Below are 21,032 nucleotides of genomic sequence, written 5' to 3'. Positions count from 1 at the left end.
AGCCATGCAAAGGAAAAGGAAGGGCGGTGCTTCGCCTTCCATCTCACATTTCGCACCCTAACAAGGTCAAAACAAAGGATTTTTTATTTAGTTTTTCAGAATAATTTTTTGACCAACACAACGAGCGATGGCAATCCTTTTTTTACCATCGCTGGTCGTTCCGTATCACGTTACACGTAGATGCTCTCATCCATGCCCAATCCCTGCAGAATCCTTCGCTGATCAGGGGTAAGGGAGCGATCCAGTGAGCGTTGGATGCGCCCATCCGGCAGCTTGAACAGGACGACGTTCACATATTGAAACAGCTGAAAAATCGCCCGTCCCGTCGGCCGGGTCAGCTTGCGGCCTCCAGGACCCTTCAACGGGTGTTCTGGAGTAATAAACTGACGCACTCGGCGCTGAAAAACGCGGTAAATAGCCAAGGCCAACAGAAACAAATAGCCTAATACTGCGACCCGTTCTGGTTTTTTGACGTAAATCTCATCCGTGAAAAACGGATCTTTCAAAAAAGCGAAGTTCATTTCCACCGAGATCTGCCCTTTATACAGCTTCAAGATCTCTTGGGCATCCATGGGTTGGCCTTTCCATTCCTTCGGAACGGTCGTGACAAGGACAAACCGGGACGCTTTCCGTCTCGCCTGTTCCCACGCGTCTTGGTCGAATTCGACGTCAAGGTGCAAGAAATACAGCGTCTCCACCTCGGGTTCCGCCCCTTTTTTCGGCCGTCCGCGCCGTTTTTTCAGGCGTACGATCTCTTCGACCGCGGCCTCAACCCGATGAAACCGGGGGCGAAGGGACGCCTTGAGGGACGCCAAGGCTTGTTCGGCATCTTCCCGGCAGGAGAAGGGGTGACGCTCCCAACGGGCTTGTTCCTCGCGAAGAAGCTCCGCTTCTTTGGTTCGTTCTTTTTCAAGCGTCTTTCCTTTTCGCTGGTCGAGCGCGCTCGATTCAACAACGATCAGCCGAACGGGGTGGCCTTCATACGTCGAGGCCGTTTCCCATACCCGGTACGTGGCGCCGTTTCTCTCCGCCAACGTAAAGGGATCGCTCCACGTCGTGTCCTCAGCATCCGCTTCGGCCAGCGCGGTTTTCACGATCCGGAGCGACGAAGGGCCTCTGGTGATCAAAAAGGCGTTGGCCGCTTTGGTTTGCGCCAGGGTCTCTTTCGTCATCGCGGCGGAATCGGCCACGTAAATCCATTCGTCTTCGATTTTGGCCTGCTTCAGCTGTTCATGGACACGAGACAGCGCCTCGGGATTCCATGTTTTATCGGGCAGGTTGCCATCGTGCACATCGCCGTAAAACGGGATGCCGTCCTCGTTGCCGACCAGTCCGAAACCGATCTGTTTTTGCCAACGATGATGGCGGTTGTAGCCATGTGTGATTTGTAAGGCCTCTAACGAGGCCGATTCATACGCGCCGTAAACGGTCTTGTCCGTCGTATCGGCGTGGAAGGCTCGGAGGGAAAGGCCTTCTTTTCGATAAATATGAATCAAGCAAGTGCTGATGACGTTGTGAATGCCAGCCTCATACAGGCGATCGAGATGACGGGCCAACGCATCGTCGTTCAACCAGGAAGGATGGAGATCGGGACGGATGAGTTTCTCACAATCGACCTCCTGAGCCCAATGTTCCAAGTGAACAAGGGCTTGCCGGCCGTCAAACATATTGTAGAGGATGGCCTGAACGGCATCGCTGACTCGCGTTTGGCACTGCGGATCGACGGGCACGAGATGGTCAATCAATTGAGGCAGACCCAGTTTCTTGAATAGGGCACTTATTATATTCAAATAAGAATTGCGATAGACCTTTTTGACTTGAACGTTCATAAGAGAAAAACTCCTTTACGTTCCTTGTGTGTCAAGGATTCATTCGACATCGGAACGAAAAAATCCTCCCGATTTTCGTCGAGAGGGTGCGAAATGTGAGTTATAAGAAGAAGGAATTATACACTAAATTATAGTGTATATCAACCTATACAGGGAGGTGATTGGGTATTATGACAAAAAAGGAATTTTTTAAGTTGATGGTTCATGCAATTATTCTCTCTATTATTGTATATACCGTCTATGCAATTATCGGATATGGCTTTGGGGTTGATTTCTTTAAATTTTACAAACATCAAACAAGCGTTGGAACGACATCTGATTATTTTGATTTTACTCCTATTGTCATTTCGTTCATTGTTGCTTTCTTCTATAAAAGAGAATAACGACATCCATAGTAATGGGGAAAAAGTAAGTGAATGATTTGTTTTTCACTTACTTTTTCTTTTTTGAAGATATTACTTAATTTCCATGCCAATTTTACTTATTGCTTTTTTAAATAAGCCGTTGTGTGAGAACAGGTAAAGAGCTTTCATTAATGGAAATAATTTGGTATTATGCTGGAATTTTAGTCGGGTAAATTTGAGCTTTTGTTTTTTGATAAACCTCTCTGTCCCCAATTTAATATTTTTGTTGATCAAAATTATTTTTAATGTTAGAATAAATTCGAAATTGTTTTTGTAATTATTGGTTATATTTCCTTGATTTGTTCTTATGGTACTAAGTTTTTTATAATTGCAATCTACTCATATACGATTTACAACACAAACATTTTTAAGTGTGTTTTTTGATTATAAATCAAAAACAAGAAGGTGAAACAATGAATATCGGATTAGCCATTTTATTAATTATAATTATTATTCTCTTATCAATGTTTTTAATTCCTTTAAAAAAAATTAAACCTAATTTATTCAAAATGGGGCTAACTTTTATTGGTATTTTAATTATTATTGTATTTTTACTTGTAACAGGAATATATGATCCTTATGCAGATCACATACCAAGCAAAAAATAAAGGGGCTGAATGCTTTTCGGCAAGCCCCTTTATTTTTTTATATTAGTAATGCCATTTAGTTCCTTCGAAATTATCGTGCCAGTGGAATTTTGTAGGATGTCCCATAGCTGGTGAGCAATTTCTCGTACCATCACAATATTCTGTGCTGTCCCATTTATCTAAAGCGCATTGAGGTGTACGCATCCAAACCGCAAATACCCAATAGCAATCGCTTCCTTTGAAGTGGGTCCAGTCATGCACATGTCTGCCATCTGAATCTACGCCATTATAATCATTACAAGGAATATGAGGGGATTTATGGCTCTGAATAGTTATCGTCCCCGTGTTATCCATGCTATTATCGTTATGATTGTCGTTTTCATCTATAGCAGGATGCATTTCATCCAAAAAATCTTTAAGAGGAATGAGAGCCTTAAATTGATATGTTTTTTTATTGCCGACTTTTACTTTATCTGTATAAATGGTTTTCTCTCCATATAAAACATTAATTTCGTATTTACCTGGATCCAGTTGTGGTGATTCGAATAAACCATTTACATCAGGATGTAATGTTGATACTGTATTTCCATTGGAATCATTTATATTTATCGTTAGTCCTTGTGGGTTTAAGACTATTCCTTCTTTTTTATCTTTACCAATAAAATGTACTCCATCTTGTTTCATATTGTCGATTAAGTCTTTTGGTGCATCATCCAAAGAAATTCCAAATGTAACTTGTCCATTAAGAGTTAAGTCTTTTTCCTTAGCATAAGTAAATGATTTAACAGATATTGCAATAAGAGAAAAAAACAATAATACACCTACAAATAATACACCTAAATTTTTCGTTCTTCTTGACAGAATCATAGCATTCCCCCTCTAATCTTTTAGATTCTGTTTTCAAGTATATTAAACCATTATTGGTTTTTAATGTCAATTCATAATTTAATCATTTTTTGGGTCTTCACCATTTTCTGTGATTTCTACTCAATCCTAGATACATGTTAGCTGGATGAAATAGGTTCATCAGTCAGGATCCTTCTTCCGCATACAGACCACGAAGTTGGTAGAATGGAAACAGTCAAGTGCTTTCCTTGACGGGTTCCATTCTACCAACTATCATACCGATAGCGGAAGAAGGGAGTGCTTAGGCAGCCTGACTACCTGTAGTGTTCCCTGTACACTCCAGAAATACACGTAAACGAAACCGTTCTAGATTTCGATAGCCATATGCCCGGCGTTTGATATTTTTGATCTTGTGATTGCTGCCTTCCATTCGTGCATTCGTATACGGGTACAAAAAGTATTGAAGAATAGGCTCCTTCCACCTTTCAAAAGTGTTAGCTGCTTGTTGAAAAGAGACAAAAGGGCTTTTCTTTGCTAACCAAATCCATTATTCCAAGCATTCTTTTGCTTGGTCATAATGATCGGTTCGGTAGAAATCTCGAAATAGCTCCTTGAGATAATAAGCAATCGAAAGTGCGGGATATTCCTCCAAGATATCGTTCAATCGAAACTGCTGATTCTTACGAAGTTTTTCATACCCTTTTAACAGAAGGAATCTAGCCTTTTTCAATCGCGGGAACTCTTTTCGCGCCTGATCCAAGGCTTGTGTCACCTTTTGAACCACATGGTACTTATCGATAACAATCGAAGCAGATGGAAACAGAGCGCGAACCTCCTTGTGATAGGGTTCCCACATGTCAAGAATCACCGTTTGGACCATTTCTTTTGACAGGACGTTTCGGCTCAACAAGTTTATGGCAGAGTCATATTGGCGATCGGCGTGCATTCCCATGACTGATCCGGCTTTGGCATCCATCAACACGGTTTCGTACTGATGTCCCTTTTTTACAGCGATTTCATCTAAGCTAAGCGCCATCCCTTCCTGAAAAGATGCCTCCGTTGCTGTTTGGCGTTCTTTTGCTTTTTTTGACGCGATGGAGTAATAAATGCGCTCCAATGTCGTATATGGGATGCGGTGCTTTCGACTGACCTCTTGAATGGTGGAGCCTTCACACAGTTCATACAAGTACTCATAAAATCGATTGGTGTCATGCCGGTTTGGTTGAATCGACTCCAAAGTGGCGGAAAACACTTGGGAACAATTCCAGCATCGATAGCGCTTTACCTTTACGAACAAGTACACCGGTTGATGGAAAATCGCCAAATCCCGTACTTTTCTTGTCCGTCTGTCGTGGACAGAGGAAGTGGCAAACCCACAATGAGGACAACGTCCCTGTGTCTCTGTTTTCTCTATATGAATCGCATAACCATAGGAAAGAAGTTCTTGTTTAACCATTTGAAATTCTGGCAATCCTAGTGATATAGAAAGCGCTTACGAGACCTCCTTAATGTTTGTTTCGTCGCTAACATTATTGCCAAGATCTTGTTAGTGCTTTCTCTTTTCCGTGAAAATCCCCACCACTTGGTGAGTGCGGTATACGCTCCTGATCCGTGCGGGTATACTGAAAATGGCCAAAAAAGGCAATAGGAAAGCAGAGGTGCCCGATTTTAGGCATCTCGTATAACCTGTCTGCCTTTTGGCTAGACTAAATAAGTTGTGGTTGGCGGAACGGCTCTTTGCGGGAGATCATGCAAAAGATGATCACCAACATCCGCCGAGCAATGGCGATGAGGGCTTTTTTCTTCCCGCACCGGGCCGCCAACGACCAAAACTTTCGGGACAAGGGATGCGTCTTGGATCGAGCTGCTGACCATGCCGCCTCGCATAACGCCGATCGGAGATGGGGATTGCCTTTTGTCGTGCGCGTGCTCTTTCGCTTTCCGGCGCTTTCATGGTTGCCGGGGGACAATCCCGTCCATGAAGCCGCCCGTTCCGGCGTTTCAAAGACGCTCATGTCGGTTCCCATCTCGGCGATGATGACGGCGGCGGTTTGTTTTTTGATTCCAGGCATGGTCATCAGTAAGTCCACTTCCTCCCGATACGGCTCGAGCAGGCGGTCGATGTGCTGGTCGACTTCTTCGATGAGCCGCTCCAATTCCTCCACGTGTTTCCACAAGAGGCGAAGGAGACGGAGCTCGTGTTCGGTCAAGGTGCCGAGCAGCGAATCGTACACCGCTTGCTTTTTCTTTTTGAGCCTTCCGCGCAGGCATTGATCCAACTCGTCCTTGTCCACGTATCCCTTCTCAAGCAGCCGGGCGAGGATGTCTTTTCCGGAAACGCCGAAGAGATCGGAGAGGACCGAGCCGAGTTTGACATTGGAAGACTCGAGCACTTTTTGAATCCGGTTTTTCTCCGAAGTCAGCTGTCCGACCCACTTTTTGCGGAGGCGGGTAAAATCCCGCAATTCGCGAATATCCGCTGGGGGGACGAAACTTTTTTCAACGAGTCCATGGCGGAGCAGCTTGGCGATCCACTCGGCGTCAGAGACATCGGTTTTTCTTCCCGGGACATTTTTGATCCGCTGCGGATTGGCCAGTGTCAAGTCGACATAGCCCTCGAGGAAGGCGAAGACCGGTTTCCAATACACGCCGGTGGATTCCATGGCGACATGGGTAACGCCATGTTCTTCGAGCCACTCAAGCAGGTCGCCAAGTCCCTTCGAGAACGTGGAGAAGGTTTGAATGTCCTTTTGAATGTGTCCATCTTCTTCCCATAGCGCGCAGGCGACGATGGTTTCGGCATGAACATCCAATCCTGCGCAGCGAGGATAGATGACATCCATGATGAAAATCCTCCCTCTAGAAATGTTGATTTATCAAGGCTTTTCGGCCTCTCAGGGGTGTCCAAAAAATATTTTTCGACAAAATCTCTTACATCCTTTTTCAGTTTTGTGGATATCTTACAGACCTAGGGTGCGCTTCGCGGCCACGGCTGGGGATATTTTCCTTCCGTGGGGAGAAGCGTATTCGATGCACCCTTTGGATCTCCGCGTCGCTGATGAGGACGAACCCTCCCATGTCTCCGGGCGTCTTCGCGCCAACATTCCCTCGTTCGGTCTCGTCATCAGGCGGAGGCCGGCCAAGCTCCTTTGGGGACTCAAGGTCGAATGGATAAAATCACGCCAGCTTCTCCGGTGTCATCCTGTTGTCCAACGATTCTTCCGTTCGCAGGGGGAGGCCTTAGGCCGCCCGTTGCACTTGGGACAAGACGTCCTGCTTCATTCGCTCCGCGTCAAACGCTTGTTTCTTCGTACAAATCGCAAACAGCACATTCAACAGCTTCCGGCACAAGGCGACGATGGATTGCTTTCCGGTCAGCGGGTTGACGGATCGGGTCGTGTAATATTCATGCAGCTCGCGAAACGCCTCGTTGTGCCGGATCAGCGGAATCATCGCCCGAAACAGCACCGAGCGCAGCCGTTTCCGTCCCCGTTTGGAGATGTGCTTTTGCCCTTTGCGCTGGCCGGAGGAGTTCTCCTTGAGCGTCAGGCCCGCCAACTTCACCAATTGACGCGGGTCCCGATAGTGGGCGAAGCTGCCGATCTCCGCCAGAAGATCGATAATCGTGGCGTCTCCCAACCCGTCGACCGTTTTCAGCCATTGATACTCCATCGTCGTTTGAACCAATGCCTTCAACTCGGCGTCCAGTGCGGCGATCTCCGCCTCCAATTGGCGGTATCGGCGGACGAGCGCGGCGATCTCAAACCGGGCCATCGTCGTCCCTTCCGTCACCCCAATCGAGTCCTTCGCGGCGTTGATCAACGCCTGAATTTTGGCCTTCTGCGGGCATTTCAGCCCTTCGCTTTGCCGGTACACCTCGATGAGCTCCTCGGCGGTCCGACCCGCCATATCGGCCGGAAACGGCGTCCACTCCAACACCGAAAGCGCCGTTTTTCCCAGATCGCGAAACACCGTCCAAAACTCCGGAAAATACCGGTCGGTCCAGCGGACGATCGCGTTTTTCACCGCCGTCTGTTCCTTGCGGAGCTTCTCTTTGAGCGTGCTTCCCACGCGCAAATCGGCTTCGATCTCGTGCAGCAGCCGGGGAACGAGGAATCGTCCGTCTTTTGCCAGTCTGGCAATGACCAGGGCGTCTTTGGCGTCGTGTTTCGTCGGCAGGTTGTCATCGAGTTCTTTCGACCGGCACACATGCGCCGGGTTGACCATGACCAACGGGATCCCGTGCTCCTCGAGGAAGTAGGCCAGGTTCAACCAGTAGTGCCCGGTCGGCTCCACCGCGACGATCACCTCTGACTTCCCAAACGCTTGCATCGCCTCCTGAATCGCTTTATACAGCTGCTGAAACCCCTCTTTCGACTGGAAGATCGGGAACGACTTGCGAAGAACGCGCCCCCGGTCATCCACGAAGCAGGCGTAGTGGGTTCGTTTCGCGATATCGATGCCCACGACAAGCGTTTGTTCCGTAACTTGATCAATTTTATAGTTTTGTGTACAATTCATCTGAAGTCCTCCTTGGTATGGTGAGTGATGTGTTTGACACCCCTGCATCATACCAAGAGGGCTTTTTTTGATCAAGTCCCCGGAAAAGCTCCTAACGGGAATGCTCCTTTCTATATAGATGCAACAAAGAAGTTTAACATATCCTTGACAGAAAAGTGGTTTGCCCATTTTCGACTGTCGAAGGCAAGCGTGTGGCTTGCCTCCGTCACGCCTTAGCGTGACGGAAGACCGAACAACGACTCGCTTCACAGACCCATTCATGGGTCTTTAAGCGGCGTTGTTCGGTCACTCGACAGTCGGATGCAATGACCGGCAAAGACGAAAAATGTTAAAGCTTTAAATTGCATCTATATAGTCCTTCCGCGCCATCAAATCCCTTATCCCATCTCCAAGCAAATTGAAGCCAAGCACCGTCAACGTAATGAATATGCCGGGAGCAAGTGCATACCAAGGCGCTTTATGAATATAACTTTGCGATTCATTCAGCATTCTGCCCCAGCTCGGATCCGGAGGCTGAACACCTAAGCCTAAATAGCTGAGTGCCGCTTCTATTAAAATAGCCGCTGAAAAGTTTAAAGATGCTGCCACGATCACAGGAGACATCATATTCGGCAAAATATGATAAACAATGATCCTAAGATGCCCTGCTCCTAAATGTCTGGCCGCTATGACAAAATCAGCTTTTTTATAGGCCAAAAAGCCGCTGCGAATAATTCGCGCAAATCCGGGAATAAAAAAAATACCAATCGCGATTATCGTCTGCGTTAAATTGGGCTTAAAAATAGAAACAAGAACCAGTGCGATGATAATTCCGGGAAATGCTAATAAAGCATCCATCAGGCGCATCAAAATTTCATCTACCCATTTTCCTATGTAGCCCGCAGTAGCCCCGATGATCAACCCACCGGTGATGCCAATGGCAACAGAAAAGAAACCTACTGTAAAAGCAGTTTGCGACCCCTCCATTACACGGCTGAGAATATCTCTTCCGAAATTATCGGTTCCTAAAAGATGCTCGCGGCTTGGACCGGCAAGGCGATCGTCCATCTTCATCTCATTCATGTCGTAGGGCAAATAAAAGAAACTTACTAACATAAATAAAAACATTGCAGAAACGAGAAATATCCCAATCCATAGATTGCTGTTTTTTGGCAAGTTCATGCGGACCACCTATTTTAATTCCATTTTTGGATCCAACCAACGATAGGTTAAATCCACTATTAAGTTAACCAAAACAACAAGGAACGCAATAATAAGGACCATCCCTTGAATAAGCGGATAATCACGGCTGCCTATGGCGGAAACAAGCAGGCTTCCGAACCCCGGAAGCGTGAAAACCTGCTCAATGACTAAACTTCCTGCGAGAATTTCGCCAAAATTCATCCCAACTACTGTAACGACAGGGATAAGCGCATTTTTTAACACATGTTTGAAATAAATAGTCGATTCTTTTAACCCTTTACTATATGCTGTGCGTACATAATCTTCATTCAGCTGTTCAATTATCGTTGTCCGTAAATAACGGACAACGATGGCAATTTGCGGAATCGCTATCGCCAGCGACGGCAAAAAAAGGGAACGCAAAGCAAGGAATGGGCTCTTTGACCACGGGACATATCCTCCAGCAGAAAACCAATTCAATGTAAATCCGAAAATCAATATAAGCAGAATGCCAGACCAAAAGGAGGGAACCGAAAGACCAATTTGTGTAATGATGGAGATCAGAAAATCCATCGTTTTCCCTTTGCTCTTTGCCGCCAACATTCCTAAAGGTATCGCTGTAACAACAGTGATGATTAAAGCAATGATGGCCAAAGAGAAGGTAACGGAGGAGCGGCTTATGATTAAACTTAAAACAGGTTCGGAAAACCGCAATGATTCGCCAAAATCGAAATGCAAAACATTAATCATCCATGATCCGAATTGTTCGATAAGAGGTTTGTCAGCTCCGAGTTTTTTATTAAGTGCTTCCAATTGTGCCGGGGTGGCCTCCGTCCCTAAAATCGCCAAAGCGGGGTTCCCAGGAATAATGCGAAATGCGCAAAAAGACAGGAAAACGACAAAAATCAGCGTCAGAAAAAACGTAAACATTCTCCTTACCACAAAATTCATACCATCACCTCGTACCTTTGCCTTAATCCATTGCCTCTTACTCTTTCACCTTTATTGCTGCCATATCTTGGACATAAATTGGATACGTTTGATATCCTTCCAAATTGTCTTTGAATGCCGCATTCGTGTTCGGATCCATAATGTAAACAGCCGCTGCTTCCTCTGCCAAAATGGTCTGTGCCTTTTTAATGAGTTCTACCCGCTTATTTTCATCCACTTCTGTTCTCGCCTGCTCCAGCACTTGATCAAACTGATGGTTAGAAAAATTAAAGAAATTATTTTTTGCTGTTGATAAATATTTATTTAAGATTTCGTACGGATCTAATTTTCCATCCAGCCCTATAATCGTCGTGTCATAATCCCTGCCTTGATAAACACGCTCCAGCCATACTCCCCACTCCACAGTTTCAATGTTTGCTTTTACTCCAATCTTTTTAAGCTGCTGGGCAATTACTTGAGCTGTATCTACATGAAACTGATAATTGGACGGAACCGTGATCGTTGTTGTAAATCCATTCGGGTAACCCGCTTCAGAAAGCAATTGTTTCGCTTTTTCGATATTAATCGCATACTTATCTTCTAAACCTTCTTGATAATATTTGCCCATAATCGGGCTCATATTCGAACCGATTTTTGTTCCTTTTCCTAAGGCAACCCCTTTAATAATCTCATCTTTATCAATGGCATAATTGATTGCCTGACGAACGAATTTGTTATTGAATGGTTTTCTTTTATGGTTGAATGCAAGCAATTGCACTAAGTTTTGCGGGGCGCTAACATACTTATATCCTTTGCCCAATTCTTCTAATTTTTCGCTTCCGATTCGAGGATAAATGTCAATTTCTCCTGATTGAAAAGCTAAGAAAGCAGCTTCTGCATCTTTAATAATGCGAAACTCCACCTTGTCCAAATAAGGAACACCTTTCACATAATAATCAGGATTTTTCTCGAGAACGAGACGCTGCCCCGGCAAGTATTCCACGAACTTAAAAGGGCCTGTCCCAATCGGAGTTTTATTGCTGTCCTTATAACCTTTCGGAATAACGGCAGCGGTCACTGCCGTCAAGAAGGAGGCTTCTCTTTGCTTCAGTTTAATGGCGACCGTTTTCTTATCCGGTGCCGTAATCGATTCCACATTGCTAAACGAAGTGTACAACGGCTTTCCTGTATCAATTCCCGCTAAAAGATCATAGGAATACTTTACATCCTCAGCAGTCACCTCTTGCCCATTATGAAATTTCACGCCATCTCTCAATATAAATGTATAGGTTAGCCCATCTGGGGAAATTTTATAAGATTCCGCAATTGCCGGGATAAGCTCCCCTTTATTATTTGGCTTTAACAGCCCTTCAAAAACATTGAACATTATTTCTCTCGTTCCCGCGGCTTGAGCCAAAAACGGGTCCAAGTAATCCGGATCTTGGGGAACCGCAACAACCACTTCTTTATCCACTTTTTCTTTAGTAGAAGCTGTGCCATTCGCTGTTTCTTTTTGGCTGTCACATGCGGTTAGCAATAGAACAAGCGAAATGCTCAACCATAGCCCTTTCATGAAATTTGTTTTTTTCTTTTTTCTGCTTTTTATCATCAATGCCATCCCAATTAACTCCCCTTTACGTTAAAAAATTATCATTATTAAAAAAGCCCCATTTTATTCAATAAATCTGGCACTTCTTCGATAGAACGAATCGTGTGAGGATACCGGATTTCCTCTATCCCTTCCCGATTAAAGCGATTAATCAATAAAGCTTTCATTCCAACTTTCGAACTGCCAATCACATCATCATAATAGTTGTCTCCAACGTAGATGCACTCTTCTCCAGACACTCCAGCATCTTTTAAGGCTTTTTCAAAAATCGCGGCATCCGGCTTTTCCACGCCAACTTCTGCAGAAATAATAATATGATCAAAATAGGCAGTTAAACCATGTCTCTCCAGAAGTTCTCTGGCACTGCGATCCCAGTTGCTGATCACTCCAAGCCTGATGGAGTGCCTTTTTAACTGAGATAATACCGAATTCACAAAGGGGAAAGGATGCCATTGCTCCATATACTTTTGCATCTCCTGCATTCGTTCACTTTGCCTGCGCAAATCAAAATGGAGGCCGAGCTTAAAATTCAAAACACCTAAATACCAAGGGTAGAAAGTTTGAATCTCTTTTCCTAACACACTCGGATACTCTCTCATAAAATATTTATCTGTCAGGTGATAAGCCTTTTCGATTTTTTCTAACGAGATATAAATGCCATTTTCTTTAAGAAATTGCTGGTAGATGGATTCTCGCTGCTGGTAAAAAAGGGTATAACCTAAATCAAACCAAACGAACTTTTTTTTCATGTCTTCCTCCTTCTTGTTAACATGGACATTCTTGAAATCATCGTTGTTCTTTAACAATTGGCAGGATGACATGTGATGGATATCGTCCGCCATGATAGATCGTTTGAGTTGCAGCAATAAAATCCGCTTCCGTCGCGCTTCCTGGCTTGACCAATCTATTTGGATTGCGGTCAAATGTCGGAAACAATGAACTAGTGATATCCAGGCGAATAGAGTGTCCTTTTTTGAAAACATTGGCAATAGCGCCTGCGTTGATTTCATATTTAATGACTTGTGAAGCTGGCACAGGTTCTTGTCTTTCCAAGGAATTCCGAAAGCTTGCCCTAATGATTCCTTCAGCAACGTTATACGCATTTCCATTTGGATGAACATCGATGAGCTTCACGACAAAGTCCGTATCTTCCGCAGTCGTCGATGCATACAGAATCACTTTAATGTCGCCAACAACGGAAACATCTTCTTCTAATATGTCTGATGTGTAAACTAAAACATCGTTCCGTGCTTCAATCGGAAGTTGATTTTTTGGCCCCATCGGCGTTAAAACCGGATCTGCTCCTGATCTTCCGCCAAGTGCTGGTACTGGAATGGATGGGTGATAAACAAAAATATCAGATGCTTCTTTTTCGGGGAGATGAATGGACAGTTTTCCATCTCCATTGATCGAATTTGCTTTATATGAACTGTGCAGATAGTAATTGGTGTTTATCGTATTAGGAGGCGGCCATTGGGACGCCTCTCTCCACTCATTGCTGCCCATCAAAAAGTACTTCACTGGCTTTTTCTGGCACCATTCGTTTTCTTCATCTTTTAACCATCGATTAAACCAGCTCAGTTGAATTTCATCGATTCGGTTGCGGGCATGTTCTCCAAAATCTAGTTCACCAACATATCTCGACCATGGCATGTGGTACCAAGGGGCAATAAATAAATATTGTTCACTGGCTGCCTTAGCATCCGCATATTTTTTGATGCCTTGAAAGTTTTCAATCGTTCCATCAATGAAGATGTCATACCATCCGCCAATATGAAGAACAGGAACGTTGATTTTCTCATAGTGATCCTGCATCGAGTAGCGGTCCCAATATTCATCTCTTACATGATGTTCGAGCCACTTTTGATAAAATGGCGTTAATTCCTCTTTGACAGCCGGAACATCCTTTAAAGGCAGATAATGATACAATGATTGGATCGCTGCAGTATTGAAAGAAATCTCTCTCAACCAATCCCATTTTCCTCTGCGAAATGCCTCGTCCTGGCTAACAAACAATGTCCAAGACAAATTCAAAGCAAGAGCAAATGCGCCATGTTTATAAACATGTCCGTTATAGCCATCTGAACCAATCATAGCCGGAACAATACACTTTAAATGTGGCGGCCTCTCAGCAGCGGTTAATAATTGCACTGCAGCAGCATAAGAAAACCCGTACATCCCTACTTTAGGTTCTACATCAGGCAAATGTGCCGTCCATTCAACCGTATCATAGCCGTCCTGTCCTTCTGCCTTATAAGGATCAAATGTACCTTCAGATTTCCACCTTCCACGAGTATCTTGAACAATGACCACATACCCATTTTTGGCATACCAGATTGGATGAGCGTAATTCATTGTCTGAGCATCGCTCTTGTTGTAAGGAGTTCTTAATAGCAAAATGGGGTATTTTTCCTGGTCGTCTGGCCGGTATATATCTGCATACAAGATGGTCCCGTCTCTCATCGAAACGGGCACATCTCTTGTAATTTTAATGTTCTCTGTTACTTTCTGTTTCTTCATGACCAAGCATGCCCCTCCCTTCCTTTTTAAGGTGGCAACCCTACTGCTGCCTTTCAGACCGCTCCTTTTTCCACAGCGCCAACTATTCATTCCGTTGATTTTTCCCGGCTTTCGTCTCCATAACATCTGCAACGGCATCGATGGAATTACTTTTGCTCCTTATTAATGAATCGCTTCTTTTGATTTTTTCGTATATTGATTTTCCTTGTACGGCAGCCCCAAATTTCCCCGCAATGTATCACTCTGATACTCCCGGCTGTAGTAGCCCCGCTCTTCCAGAATCGGGATGACGTGCTGAACAAAATCGGTTAAACCGCTACCGAGAACAGGCGGGGCAAAAATGAATCCATCGGCTCCATTGTCCTCCACCCAGGCAATCAATTGATCGGCCACCTGTTCATATGTTCCGAAAAATGCTCCTTTTGGAGTGGTTACCTGCAAAGCCACTTCCCGCAGTGTCAAGTTCTGTTCACGAGCGATTTTCTTAATCCGATCAGTTGTCGATTGGAAGCTGTTTTTCCCGACATCACCCACATCCGGAAACGGCTCATCAAGCGGGAATACACTGAAATCGAAGTGATCAAAGAACCGGCCCAAATAATGAAGCGCCTCTTCGATCGACACAAGGTTTTGAATCGCTTTGTATTTTTCTTCCGCTTCTTCAATGGTGGCCCCGGCAATTGGATGAATCCCCGGGAAAATGAGAATCTCGTCTCTGCTCCGCCCATTCGCTTCTGCCCGCCGTTTCACATCTTCATAAAAAGCCTGCGCCTGTTCAAGTGTCTCTACATTGGTGAAAACGGCATCTGCCTCTTTTGCAGCCAGATTCTTGCCGGCTTCGGAAGAACCCGCCTGAAAAATGACAGGTTGCCCTTGATTCGAACGTTCAATATTCAACGGTCCTTCAACAGAAAAGAAACGGCCTTTATGATTTAAAACATGAAGCTTATTTCTATCAAAAAATTGCCCGGTCTCACGGTTGCGTACGAAAGCATCATCTTCCCATGAATCCCAAAGGCCTTTAACGACTTGCAAAAATTCTTCGGCAATTTCATAGCGAAGCGCATGCGGCGGATGTTCTCCTTTGTTGTAGTTTCTTGCAGAGCCTTCTAACGGAGAAGTGACTACATTCCATCCAGCACGGCCGCCGCTTATTTTATCCAGCGATGCAAATTGGCGGGCAACGGTAAATGGTTCACTGTAAGTCGTCGATACCGTGCCGACAAGCCCTATTCTCGATGTCACTGCTGCAAGGGCAGACAGAATGGTTATCGGTTCAAAGCGATTCAAAAAATGAGGAATCGATTTTTCATTAATATATAATCCATCGGCCACAAAGGCGAAAGAAAATCCTGCTGCCTCTGCTTGCTGGATAATGGACTTATAATATAGAAAGTTCACACTTGCATCTTTTGGAACACTCGGGTCTTTCCATGCATTCATGTGACTGCCCGGGCCGTGCAACATGATTCCCAATTTAATCTGTTTTTTATGAGACATATTCTTCATCCCTTTCTGCACTTTTGTGATCCTCATTCGAGTGAATCGGACTTAGCAATTGAAACGACCGAAGCCGTTCTTCCGCTTTTTGAAGCGGGGTGTGCAAAATAAATTCATCTACTTGATATTTTTTGTGAAAATTTGTTAAAACGTTTTTGACATATAAAGGTGTGCCTGCAATAATATTGCTCGCTTGTTCTTCCACTTCGTAAGCTTCGTCAGCTTGCTTTCCGAAGGCATGCGCTTGTTCTAATGATGAAACCGTTACCGTGCGACCGCTTTGGAGATGCACTTTGAATATTTTTTGCTCTCCCGCCAGTTGTTCCGCTTCTTGTTGTGAAGGGGCGGCGACAACGGCAACGGATACGAGAAAACGCCCATCCGGATAGCCCTTTCGATAAACGCGTGCCGCTTCTTCAAGCACCTTCATATCGCCATTAAGAAATAGACCGAATACAAAAGCAACACCAAGGTCAGCGGCTAGTTGCGCACTTTGGGGACTGGCTCCAAGCAAAAACATTTCAGGTTTTTCTGGAGGGATTGGTGTAGCACGAATGCCGGCGAGCGGATGGTGTTCGTCGACGGAATCTTCAATCAATTTTTTTAAAAAAACGAACCGCTCTTTAAAGTCTTTTCCGTCATTCATCGTTCCGAACTGTAATGCCTTCGTTGACAATGGGAGCCCTCCCGGCGCTTTCCCAACACCAAGATCGACTCTTCCAGGTGCAAGAGAAGACAAAACATGGAAATTTTCCGCAACTTTAAAAGGGCTGTAATGTTGAAGCATGACTCCCCCTGATCCAATCCGAATCGAATTGGTCCGGGCGAGCAAATACGAAATCAATACTTCTGGTGAGGAGCCTGCCAGTTGTTCGGTGTTATGATGCTCTGATACCCAGAAACGCGAATATCCCCATTCTTCGGCTTTTTGAGCGAGGCGGACTGTTTGCTGCAGGGCATCAAACGCCGAAGCCCCTTCAGGAATCGGGCTTTGATCCAACAATCCAAGCTGATAACTCATACATATTTCTCCCCTCGTTTTTATTCCAAGTTTGTAGGTGCGAATAATTGGTTTTATTTTGACATTTATCCTACCACCGGAAAAAGGAAAAAGGCAATACTTCCGGTGATAGAAAGATTTATACGATTCATCAAAAAAATCTATCAATTCGTTTGTGATACCGGCGTAATTGCATTTTTTGCAAACTTTTCAACAGATGAAAGAATGGTATTCCATATAAAAGGGGGCTCAGAGCCATAATATATTCCATGAATATACTGTTTCAGCATCATCAAATGAGCGACATTGACTTCCGCAAGCTGGCCAGTTGCCAGTTCATTTTTTATGCATAAATAAGGCAAAAATCCGATCCCACATCCACTTTGAATGAGCGATTTTGCCACTTCGAGATGATCCACCTGAAATTCAATTCGCGGCTCCACGTTCTCTACTTCAAAGATTTTGTGAACGCGATTCCAGTCAAATGCACCGCACTCAAAAAACACTATCGGTTCAAGTGCGAGCTGCCGCGCGGACAACTTTGACTGAAACTGAAATGGATGTCCTGGCTTTACAACAAGCCGTATCGAATTGTCAAGGAGCGGTTTATGCTGCAGCGAATGATGCGACACTTCTTTCATGAACGCCACATCAATCTGCTTTTGAAGCAGCTTATCCATTAGCACCTCATTAGACGCTGAAATAAACTTAAAACGAAGATCCGGATGTGCTTTTTTCCAGAGCGGCAGTGCGAACGGAATAAAATATTGGGATGCAATGAGATTGGCTCCAATGACAACCTCTTCCTCGTCCGCTCTTTTTTTCAGTTGTTTTTTCCCCTGATGGAAGGTGCGGAGAATCTGCTCGGCATACGGAACAAACATTTTCCCTTTTTCTGTAAGTACAATACTCCTGCCTTGCCGTTCAAACAGTTCTGTATCCAATTCGCGCTCCAATGCTTTGATCCGCGCCGTAACCGTTGGCTGCGATAAAAACAACGCGTCGGCTGCTTTATGAATGCTGTTAAAATGAACGACATACATAAACGCTTCAATATAATCAATATTCATGTTTCTCTCCCCCTCTTTTTTGAATCTGAAAACAAAAAGCTCCTGAATGTAGACGCACTCAAGAGCTCTTGGATGACTAATTAGTTTCAATTAGGGATAATTCTTTTTCTAGCCAGTCGCTTGTTATCTGCAAAAGTATTTGTCGATGTAAGAGTGATGAGAATGTATGATTAGCTCCTGCAATCACTTCCTTCTCGCAATTCCCTTTCTTACGGAATTTAAAAGCTTGATCATATGAATCGCAATATTCAACAGGAATTACTTCATCATTTGTTCCATGTACCACTAACACATTTCCAGGAAACTTCTTTGCCTCTTGCAATGGATGGTAATGTGATAAAGATTCAAAAAAATGAGAACCTAATCGATATCCACAATAATCGATGCTTCCATCCAAATTAGATATCTTTGTTTGTGTTCTTACAATTCGGGTGATATCATCATAGGGATTAGCAGACGGAGCCCAAAGTATCAAAGAATCAACCCTCGTATCTATCGTTGCTGTAAGCAATGCGACTGCGCCACCTAAACTATGACCGAGAAGAATGATTGGATTATTCTTGAACGATTCTATGTTCTTGACATAATCAATTACACTTCTCGTCTGGTCGATTAAATCTTCCAATCTATTATCTCCATACTCCCCGCTGCTTTCTCCGCATCCGGCATAATCAAATCGCACTACTAACATTCCTCGCGAAGCCAGATAATGTGCAGTTTGCACAAACAACCTATCGATTCCTATACGTGTACTAATAAATCCGTGACAAATGATCACAATAGGAATTTCTTCCACTGGAAAAAGCGAATCAGGATAGTGCATGGAAGTCGCCAAAAATTCTTTTCCGCTGGCAATTTGCAAAAACTTCATCAAATTTAATTCTCCTCTCCACTCAATGAAGATTTTTTACAATTCAATACAACTAAATTAATTTATCCTTTTTAATTCATACTATTTAAATAGGAATAATATGTTTTTTTATTATCTTATCATCCCAAATATCAGCGGTCAATATTTATTTTAAAACCTTTCTTTTGTTTACAATGGCTAATCGCATATATAACTAGGATAAGAGAGGGGTAGGATCGACAAATTGAAAAAGAATAGGTATATCGTAACTATGGTATTATCAGATAATAAATAAGAAAACGTTACTTTCTAATGCTGTTTTTTCTGGTTTGTACGATTTTTTTAATAATGTATATAAGTTGAAACTTTGTTTTACATCCAGTAGAGCGCCCACCGCATTCTATCAAAATGACTTGTTATGAAGGAAAACAGAATCGAACAATCGGAAAATCTTTATTGCAACTTATATAAATTAAATAACTGTAGATGAGCATTTTTCATTACAATAATTTCCATGATTAGAGAGACAAACAGGGTACCCCTTATGCGATACGGAGCTGTTTTTTGATCACATCAATAGGAATCTCTTGCTTTGCAGCGTCATAAATGAACTCTATGACGCTATGGCCTTTCCGCGACCGAAGAAGCTCCAGCCCGGTGGAGAGGTTTTGTCGGGATTCGGCGATGCTGTACACGCAAGCCAATAAAACGGTCACCCAATACCGTTTTACCGCCCGAACGTGACGGACCTGGTATCCATCCAGCTTCAGTTGATCTTTCGCCTGCCGGAAAAAGCACTCGATCGTCCAACGCTGAGCATAGTAACGCAAGATGTCTTCGTCCCCGAGTTCCCGGTCGGTGCTCAAGATGCAATGAAGATGTTCCGGCGCCATCGGCTGATCCGCCTTCCAAGCCAGCAGCACCACCGCGTCATCGAGGCCATGGATGGCCCCCTCATAGCGATACACGCGATAACGCTCCTTCCCCACCGTGACGAGGCGGGTGTCTTTGGACTCGATATAGCGGGCAAACTGCTTGGCTTGGATGGCGATGCCTTTTGGGTAGAGAATCCGGTTCGTCTTGAGCATCGCGATGACATGGAATCCCTGTTTCAAGCAGGCTTCAATGAGCTTTTTGGACGGATACCACGAATCCATGAGCACATACACCGGCTGAGCCCGCTTCACCTTGAGCGAGGAAAGCATCTCGATCGCCAGGTCGATTTTGCTTCTTCCCTCCTTCTTGTCATACAGGCGGAACGCAAATGGGAACGCCTGCGTGAAGGTGTGCACCATCAGCCAAACGAGCGAATGCCCCCAGATCGATTGATGATCTTTATGCGAGTAGTGCCAGTCGCACCCTTGAATGGCGTGCGCAGCCCGTGACGAAGGCTTTGTTTTTTGGCAAATCGTATCATCAATCGAAACAAAAAGGGGTTGATTCTTCCGTTTGGCCAGTCGTTCGACCTGGGAAAGGATCCACTCTTGAAGCTTCCCAAGCAGCCTTTCCTCGTTCCAAGGGCTTTTCGTGAAAAAGTGACTGAGCGTCGTTCGATGATTCGGATGAAAGCTCCAGTAATGAATCAATGTTCCCGAGAATCCCTTGGTGGTCAAGGCATCGACAATATGAATGAGATGCTTGATGACCGGTTTGGAAAGCTGCAGCGTCAACCCCAGCGTGAAGAAAAACTTGTGGATTCCTTGGTGATGTGCTAATCTATTCATGAGACATGAACCTCCTTGTGGATAGTTGGTGGTACATCTATTCTAACCAAGGAATCGGGTTCATGTCTCCTTTTTTGTTTAGTTGTCAATTTATGTCAGTGAATTTGCTCATCTACAGTTAACAATTATATTTTCCAAAAAAAGTCAAGAAGAATCGCTACTAAAAATTCAACATTACTCGACAAACAAGTTGAACCCGTGGTGCTAGATAAAACTCAGACAAGTATAAAAATAGCCCTTGCTGGCAGATCTCCTGTAGAATGAAAGTGTGACCCATCATTCGAAAGGAGGAATCCCCCATGCAAGAGCACTTTCATTTTACTACAGATCCAACCAAACTGCCAAAACAATATGCCGCCATTTTCTGTTTTGTTTCTGCCCAACTGTCGTTGATTCAAATGTATCTTCATCGTCGCAATCGTCACTTGGATCAAAACGTTTGCTTCCGTAAAAGCGATATTCATAAACGCCCAGAGGAAAT

Annotated in this window: 15 protein-coding genes and 2 pseudogenes; 2 read left to right on the top strand and 15 right to left on the bottom strand. The window is 44.3% G+C overall.

Annotation, left to right across the window (positions count from 1 at the left end):
- Positions 1–170: 170 nt before the first annotated feature.
- Positions 171–1,829: an IS1634 family transposase gene (locus QWV57_RS06720; protein WP_190300093.1), complete on the bottom strand. Its 1,659-nt coding sequence runs from the start codon at positions 1,827–1,829 to the stop codon at positions 171–173.
- Between the two features lie 817 nt (positions 1,830–2,646).
- On the opposite strand from QWV57_RS06720, the gene QWV57_RS06715 reads away from it, so the two are divergent.
- A complete protein-coding gene (locus tag QWV57_RS06715) occupies positions 2,647–2,841 on the top strand; it encodes a hypothetical protein (protein ID WP_014194626.1) in 195 nt (64 codons plus the stop codon).
- A gap of 42 nt (positions 2,842–2,883) precedes the next feature.
- On the opposite strand, the gene QWV57_RS06710 is transcribed toward QWV57_RS06715, so the two are convergent.
- From QWV57_RS06710 to QWV57_RS06645, 14 genes and pseudogenes are all read right to left on the bottom strand, one after another.
- Positions 2,884–3,687, bottom strand: a complete 804-nt coding sequence (locus QWV57_RS06710; protein WP_014194627.1) for a hypothetical protein — start codon at positions 3,685–3,687, stop codon at positions 2,884–2,886.
- A 280-nt stretch (positions 3,688–3,967) separates the two neighbouring features.
- Positions 3,968–5,122, bottom strand: a pseudogene (locus QWV57_RS06705) (ISL3 family transposase).
- A 250-nt stretch (positions 5,123–5,372) separates the two neighbouring features.
- The gene (locus QWV57_RS06700; RefSeq protein WP_062899035.1) at positions 5,373–6,509 is read right to left on the bottom strand and encodes an IS110-like element ISGka2 family transposase; all 1,137 of its coding nucleotides are present in this window, start codon (positions 6,507–6,509) and stop codon (positions 5,373–5,375) included.
- 397 nt (positions 6,510–6,906) lie between these two features.
- Positions 6,907–8,187: an IS110 family RNA-guided transposase gene (locus QWV57_RS06695; protein WP_015864039.1), complete on the bottom strand. Its 1,281-nt coding sequence runs from the start codon at positions 8,185–8,187 to the stop codon at positions 6,907–6,909.
- Positions 8,188–8,523: 336 nt separating this feature from the next.
- On the bottom strand, positions 8,524–9,348 hold the full coding sequence (locus QWV57_RS06690) for an ABC transporter permease (protein ID WP_060788888.1): 825 nt from the start codon (positions 9,346–9,348) through the stop codon (positions 8,524–8,526).
- A 9-nt stretch (positions 9,349–9,357) separates the two neighbouring features.
- Entirely contained in the window at positions 9,358–10,299 is a 942-nt protein-coding gene (locus tag QWV57_RS06685) for an ABC transporter permease (protein ID WP_020756994.1), read from the bottom strand.
- 37 nt (positions 10,300–10,336) lie between these two features.
- Positions 10,337–11,896: an ABC transporter substrate-binding protein gene (locus tag QWV57_RS06680; protein ID WP_060788885.1), complete on the bottom strand. Its 1,560-nt coding sequence runs from the start codon at positions 11,894–11,896 to the stop codon at positions 10,337–10,339.
- 38 nt (positions 11,897–11,934) lie between these two features.
- A complete protein-coding gene (locus QWV57_RS06675; RefSeq protein WP_060788886.1) occupies positions 11,935–12,636 on the bottom strand; it encodes an HAD family hydrolase in 702 nt (233 codons plus the stop codon).
- Between the two features lie 37 nt (positions 12,637–12,673).
- Entirely contained in the window at positions 12,674–14,407 is a 1,734-nt protein-coding gene (locus QWV57_RS06670; protein ID WP_033006135.1) for a CocE/NonD family hydrolase, read from the bottom strand.
- Positions 14,408–14,569: 162 nt separating this feature from the next.
- Positions 14,570–15,907 (bottom strand): LLM class flavin-dependent oxidoreductase, encoded by a 1,338-nt coding sequence (locus tag QWV57_RS06665; protein ID WP_033006128.1) that lies wholly within the window; start codon positions 15,905–15,907, stop codon positions 14,570–14,572.
- On the bottom strand, positions 15,897–16,928 hold the full coding sequence (locus QWV57_RS06660; RefSeq protein WP_060788887.1) for an LLM class flavin-dependent oxidoreductase: 1,032 nt from the start codon (positions 16,926–16,928) through the stop codon (positions 15,897–15,899). Before QWV57_RS06660 ends, QWV57_RS06665 begins: the two co-directional genes overlap by 11 nt.
- A gap of 143 nt (positions 16,929–17,071) precedes the next feature.
- Positions 17,072–17,977: a LysR family transcriptional regulator gene (locus QWV57_RS06655; RefSeq protein WP_033006131.1), complete on the bottom strand. Its 906-nt coding sequence runs from the start codon at positions 17,975–17,977 to the stop codon at positions 17,072–17,074.
- Positions 17,978–18,053: 76 nt separating this feature from the next.
- Positions 18,054–18,848, bottom strand: coding sequence for an alpha/beta hydrolase family protein (locus tag QWV57_RS06650; protein WP_033006133.1), 795 nt, complete (start codon positions 18,846–18,848; stop codon positions 18,054–18,056).
- Between the two features lie 521 nt (positions 18,849–19,369).
- The gene (locus QWV57_RS06645) at positions 19,370–20,551 is read right to left on the bottom strand and encodes an IS701 family transposase (protein ID WP_301101466.1); all 1,182 of its coding nucleotides are present in this window, start codon (positions 20,549–20,551) and stop codon (positions 19,370–19,372) included.
- 299 nt (positions 20,552–20,850) lie between these two features.
- Between QWV57_RS06645 and QWV57_RS06640 the strand changes: the two are divergent.
- Positions 20,851–20,979 (top strand): annotated as a pseudogene (locus QWV57_RS06640) (IS982 family transposase); the annotation flags it as partial.
- Between the last annotated feature and the right edge of the window lie 53 nt (positions 20,980–21,032).

The sequence above is a fragment of the Geobacillus zalihae genome, assembly GCF_030414215.1.
GTDB lineage: Bacteria > Bacillota > Bacilli > Bacillales > Anoxybacillaceae > Geobacillus > Geobacillus zalihae.
This window is presented reverse-complemented; position numbering and strand designations above follow the sequence as displayed.

Excerpts from the sequence above, each read along its gene's own strand:
- QWV57_RS06720 (WP_190300093.1), bottom strand. The coding sequence starts at position 1,829 with ATGAACGTTCAAGTCAAAAAGGTCTATCGCAATTCTTATTTGAATATA.
- QWV57_RS06715 (WP_014194626.1), top strand. The coding sequence starts at position 2,647 with ATGAATATCGGATTAGCCATTTTATTAATTATAATTATTATTCTCTTA.
- QWV57_RS06710 (WP_014194627.1), bottom strand. The coding sequence starts at position 3,687 with ATGATTCTGTCAAGAAGAACGAAAAATTTAGGTGTATTATTTGTAGGT.
- QWV57_RS06700 (WP_062899035.1), bottom strand. The coding sequence starts at position 6,509 with ATGGATGTCATCTATCCTCGCTGCGCAGGATTGGATGTTCATGCCGAA.
- QWV57_RS06695 (WP_015864039.1), bottom strand. The coding sequence starts at position 8,187 with ATGAATTGTACACAAAACTATAAAATTGATCAAGTTACGGAACAAACG.
- QWV57_RS06690 (WP_060788888.1), bottom strand. The coding sequence starts at position 9,348 with ATGAACTTGCCAAAAAACAGCAATCTATGGATTGGGATATTTCTCGTT.
- QWV57_RS06685 (WP_020756994.1), bottom strand. The coding sequence starts at position 10,299 with ATGAATTTTGTGGTAAGGAGAATGTTTACGTTTTTTCTGACGCTGATT.
- QWV57_RS06680 (WP_060788885.1), bottom strand. The coding sequence starts at position 11,896 with ATGGCATTGATGATAAAAAGCAGAAAAAAGAAAAAAACAAATTTCATG.
- QWV57_RS06675 (WP_060788886.1), bottom strand. The coding sequence starts at position 12,636 with ATGAAAAAAAAGTTCGTTTGGTTTGATTTAGGTTATACCCTTTTTTAC.
- QWV57_RS06670 (WP_033006135.1), bottom strand. The coding sequence starts at position 14,407 with ATGAAGAAACAGAAAGTAACAGAGAACATTAAAATTACAAGAGATGTG.
- QWV57_RS06665 (WP_033006128.1), bottom strand. The coding sequence starts at position 15,907 with ATGTCTCATAAAAAACAGATTAAATTGGGAATCATGTTGCACGGCCCG.
- QWV57_RS06660 (WP_060788887.1), bottom strand. The coding sequence starts at position 16,928 with ATGAGTTATCAGCTTGGATTGTTGGATCAAAGCCCGATTCCTGAAGGG.
- QWV57_RS06655 (WP_033006131.1), bottom strand. The coding sequence starts at position 17,977 with ATGAATATTGATTATATTGAAGCGTTTATGTATGTCGTTCATTTTAAC.
- QWV57_RS06650 (WP_033006133.1), bottom strand. The coding sequence starts at position 18,848 with ATGAAGTTTTTGCAAATTGCCAGCGGAAAAGAATTTTTGGCGACTTCC.
- QWV57_RS06645 (WP_301101466.1), bottom strand. The coding sequence starts at position 20,551 with ATGAATAGATTAGCACATCACCAAGGAATCCACAAGTTTTTCTTCACG.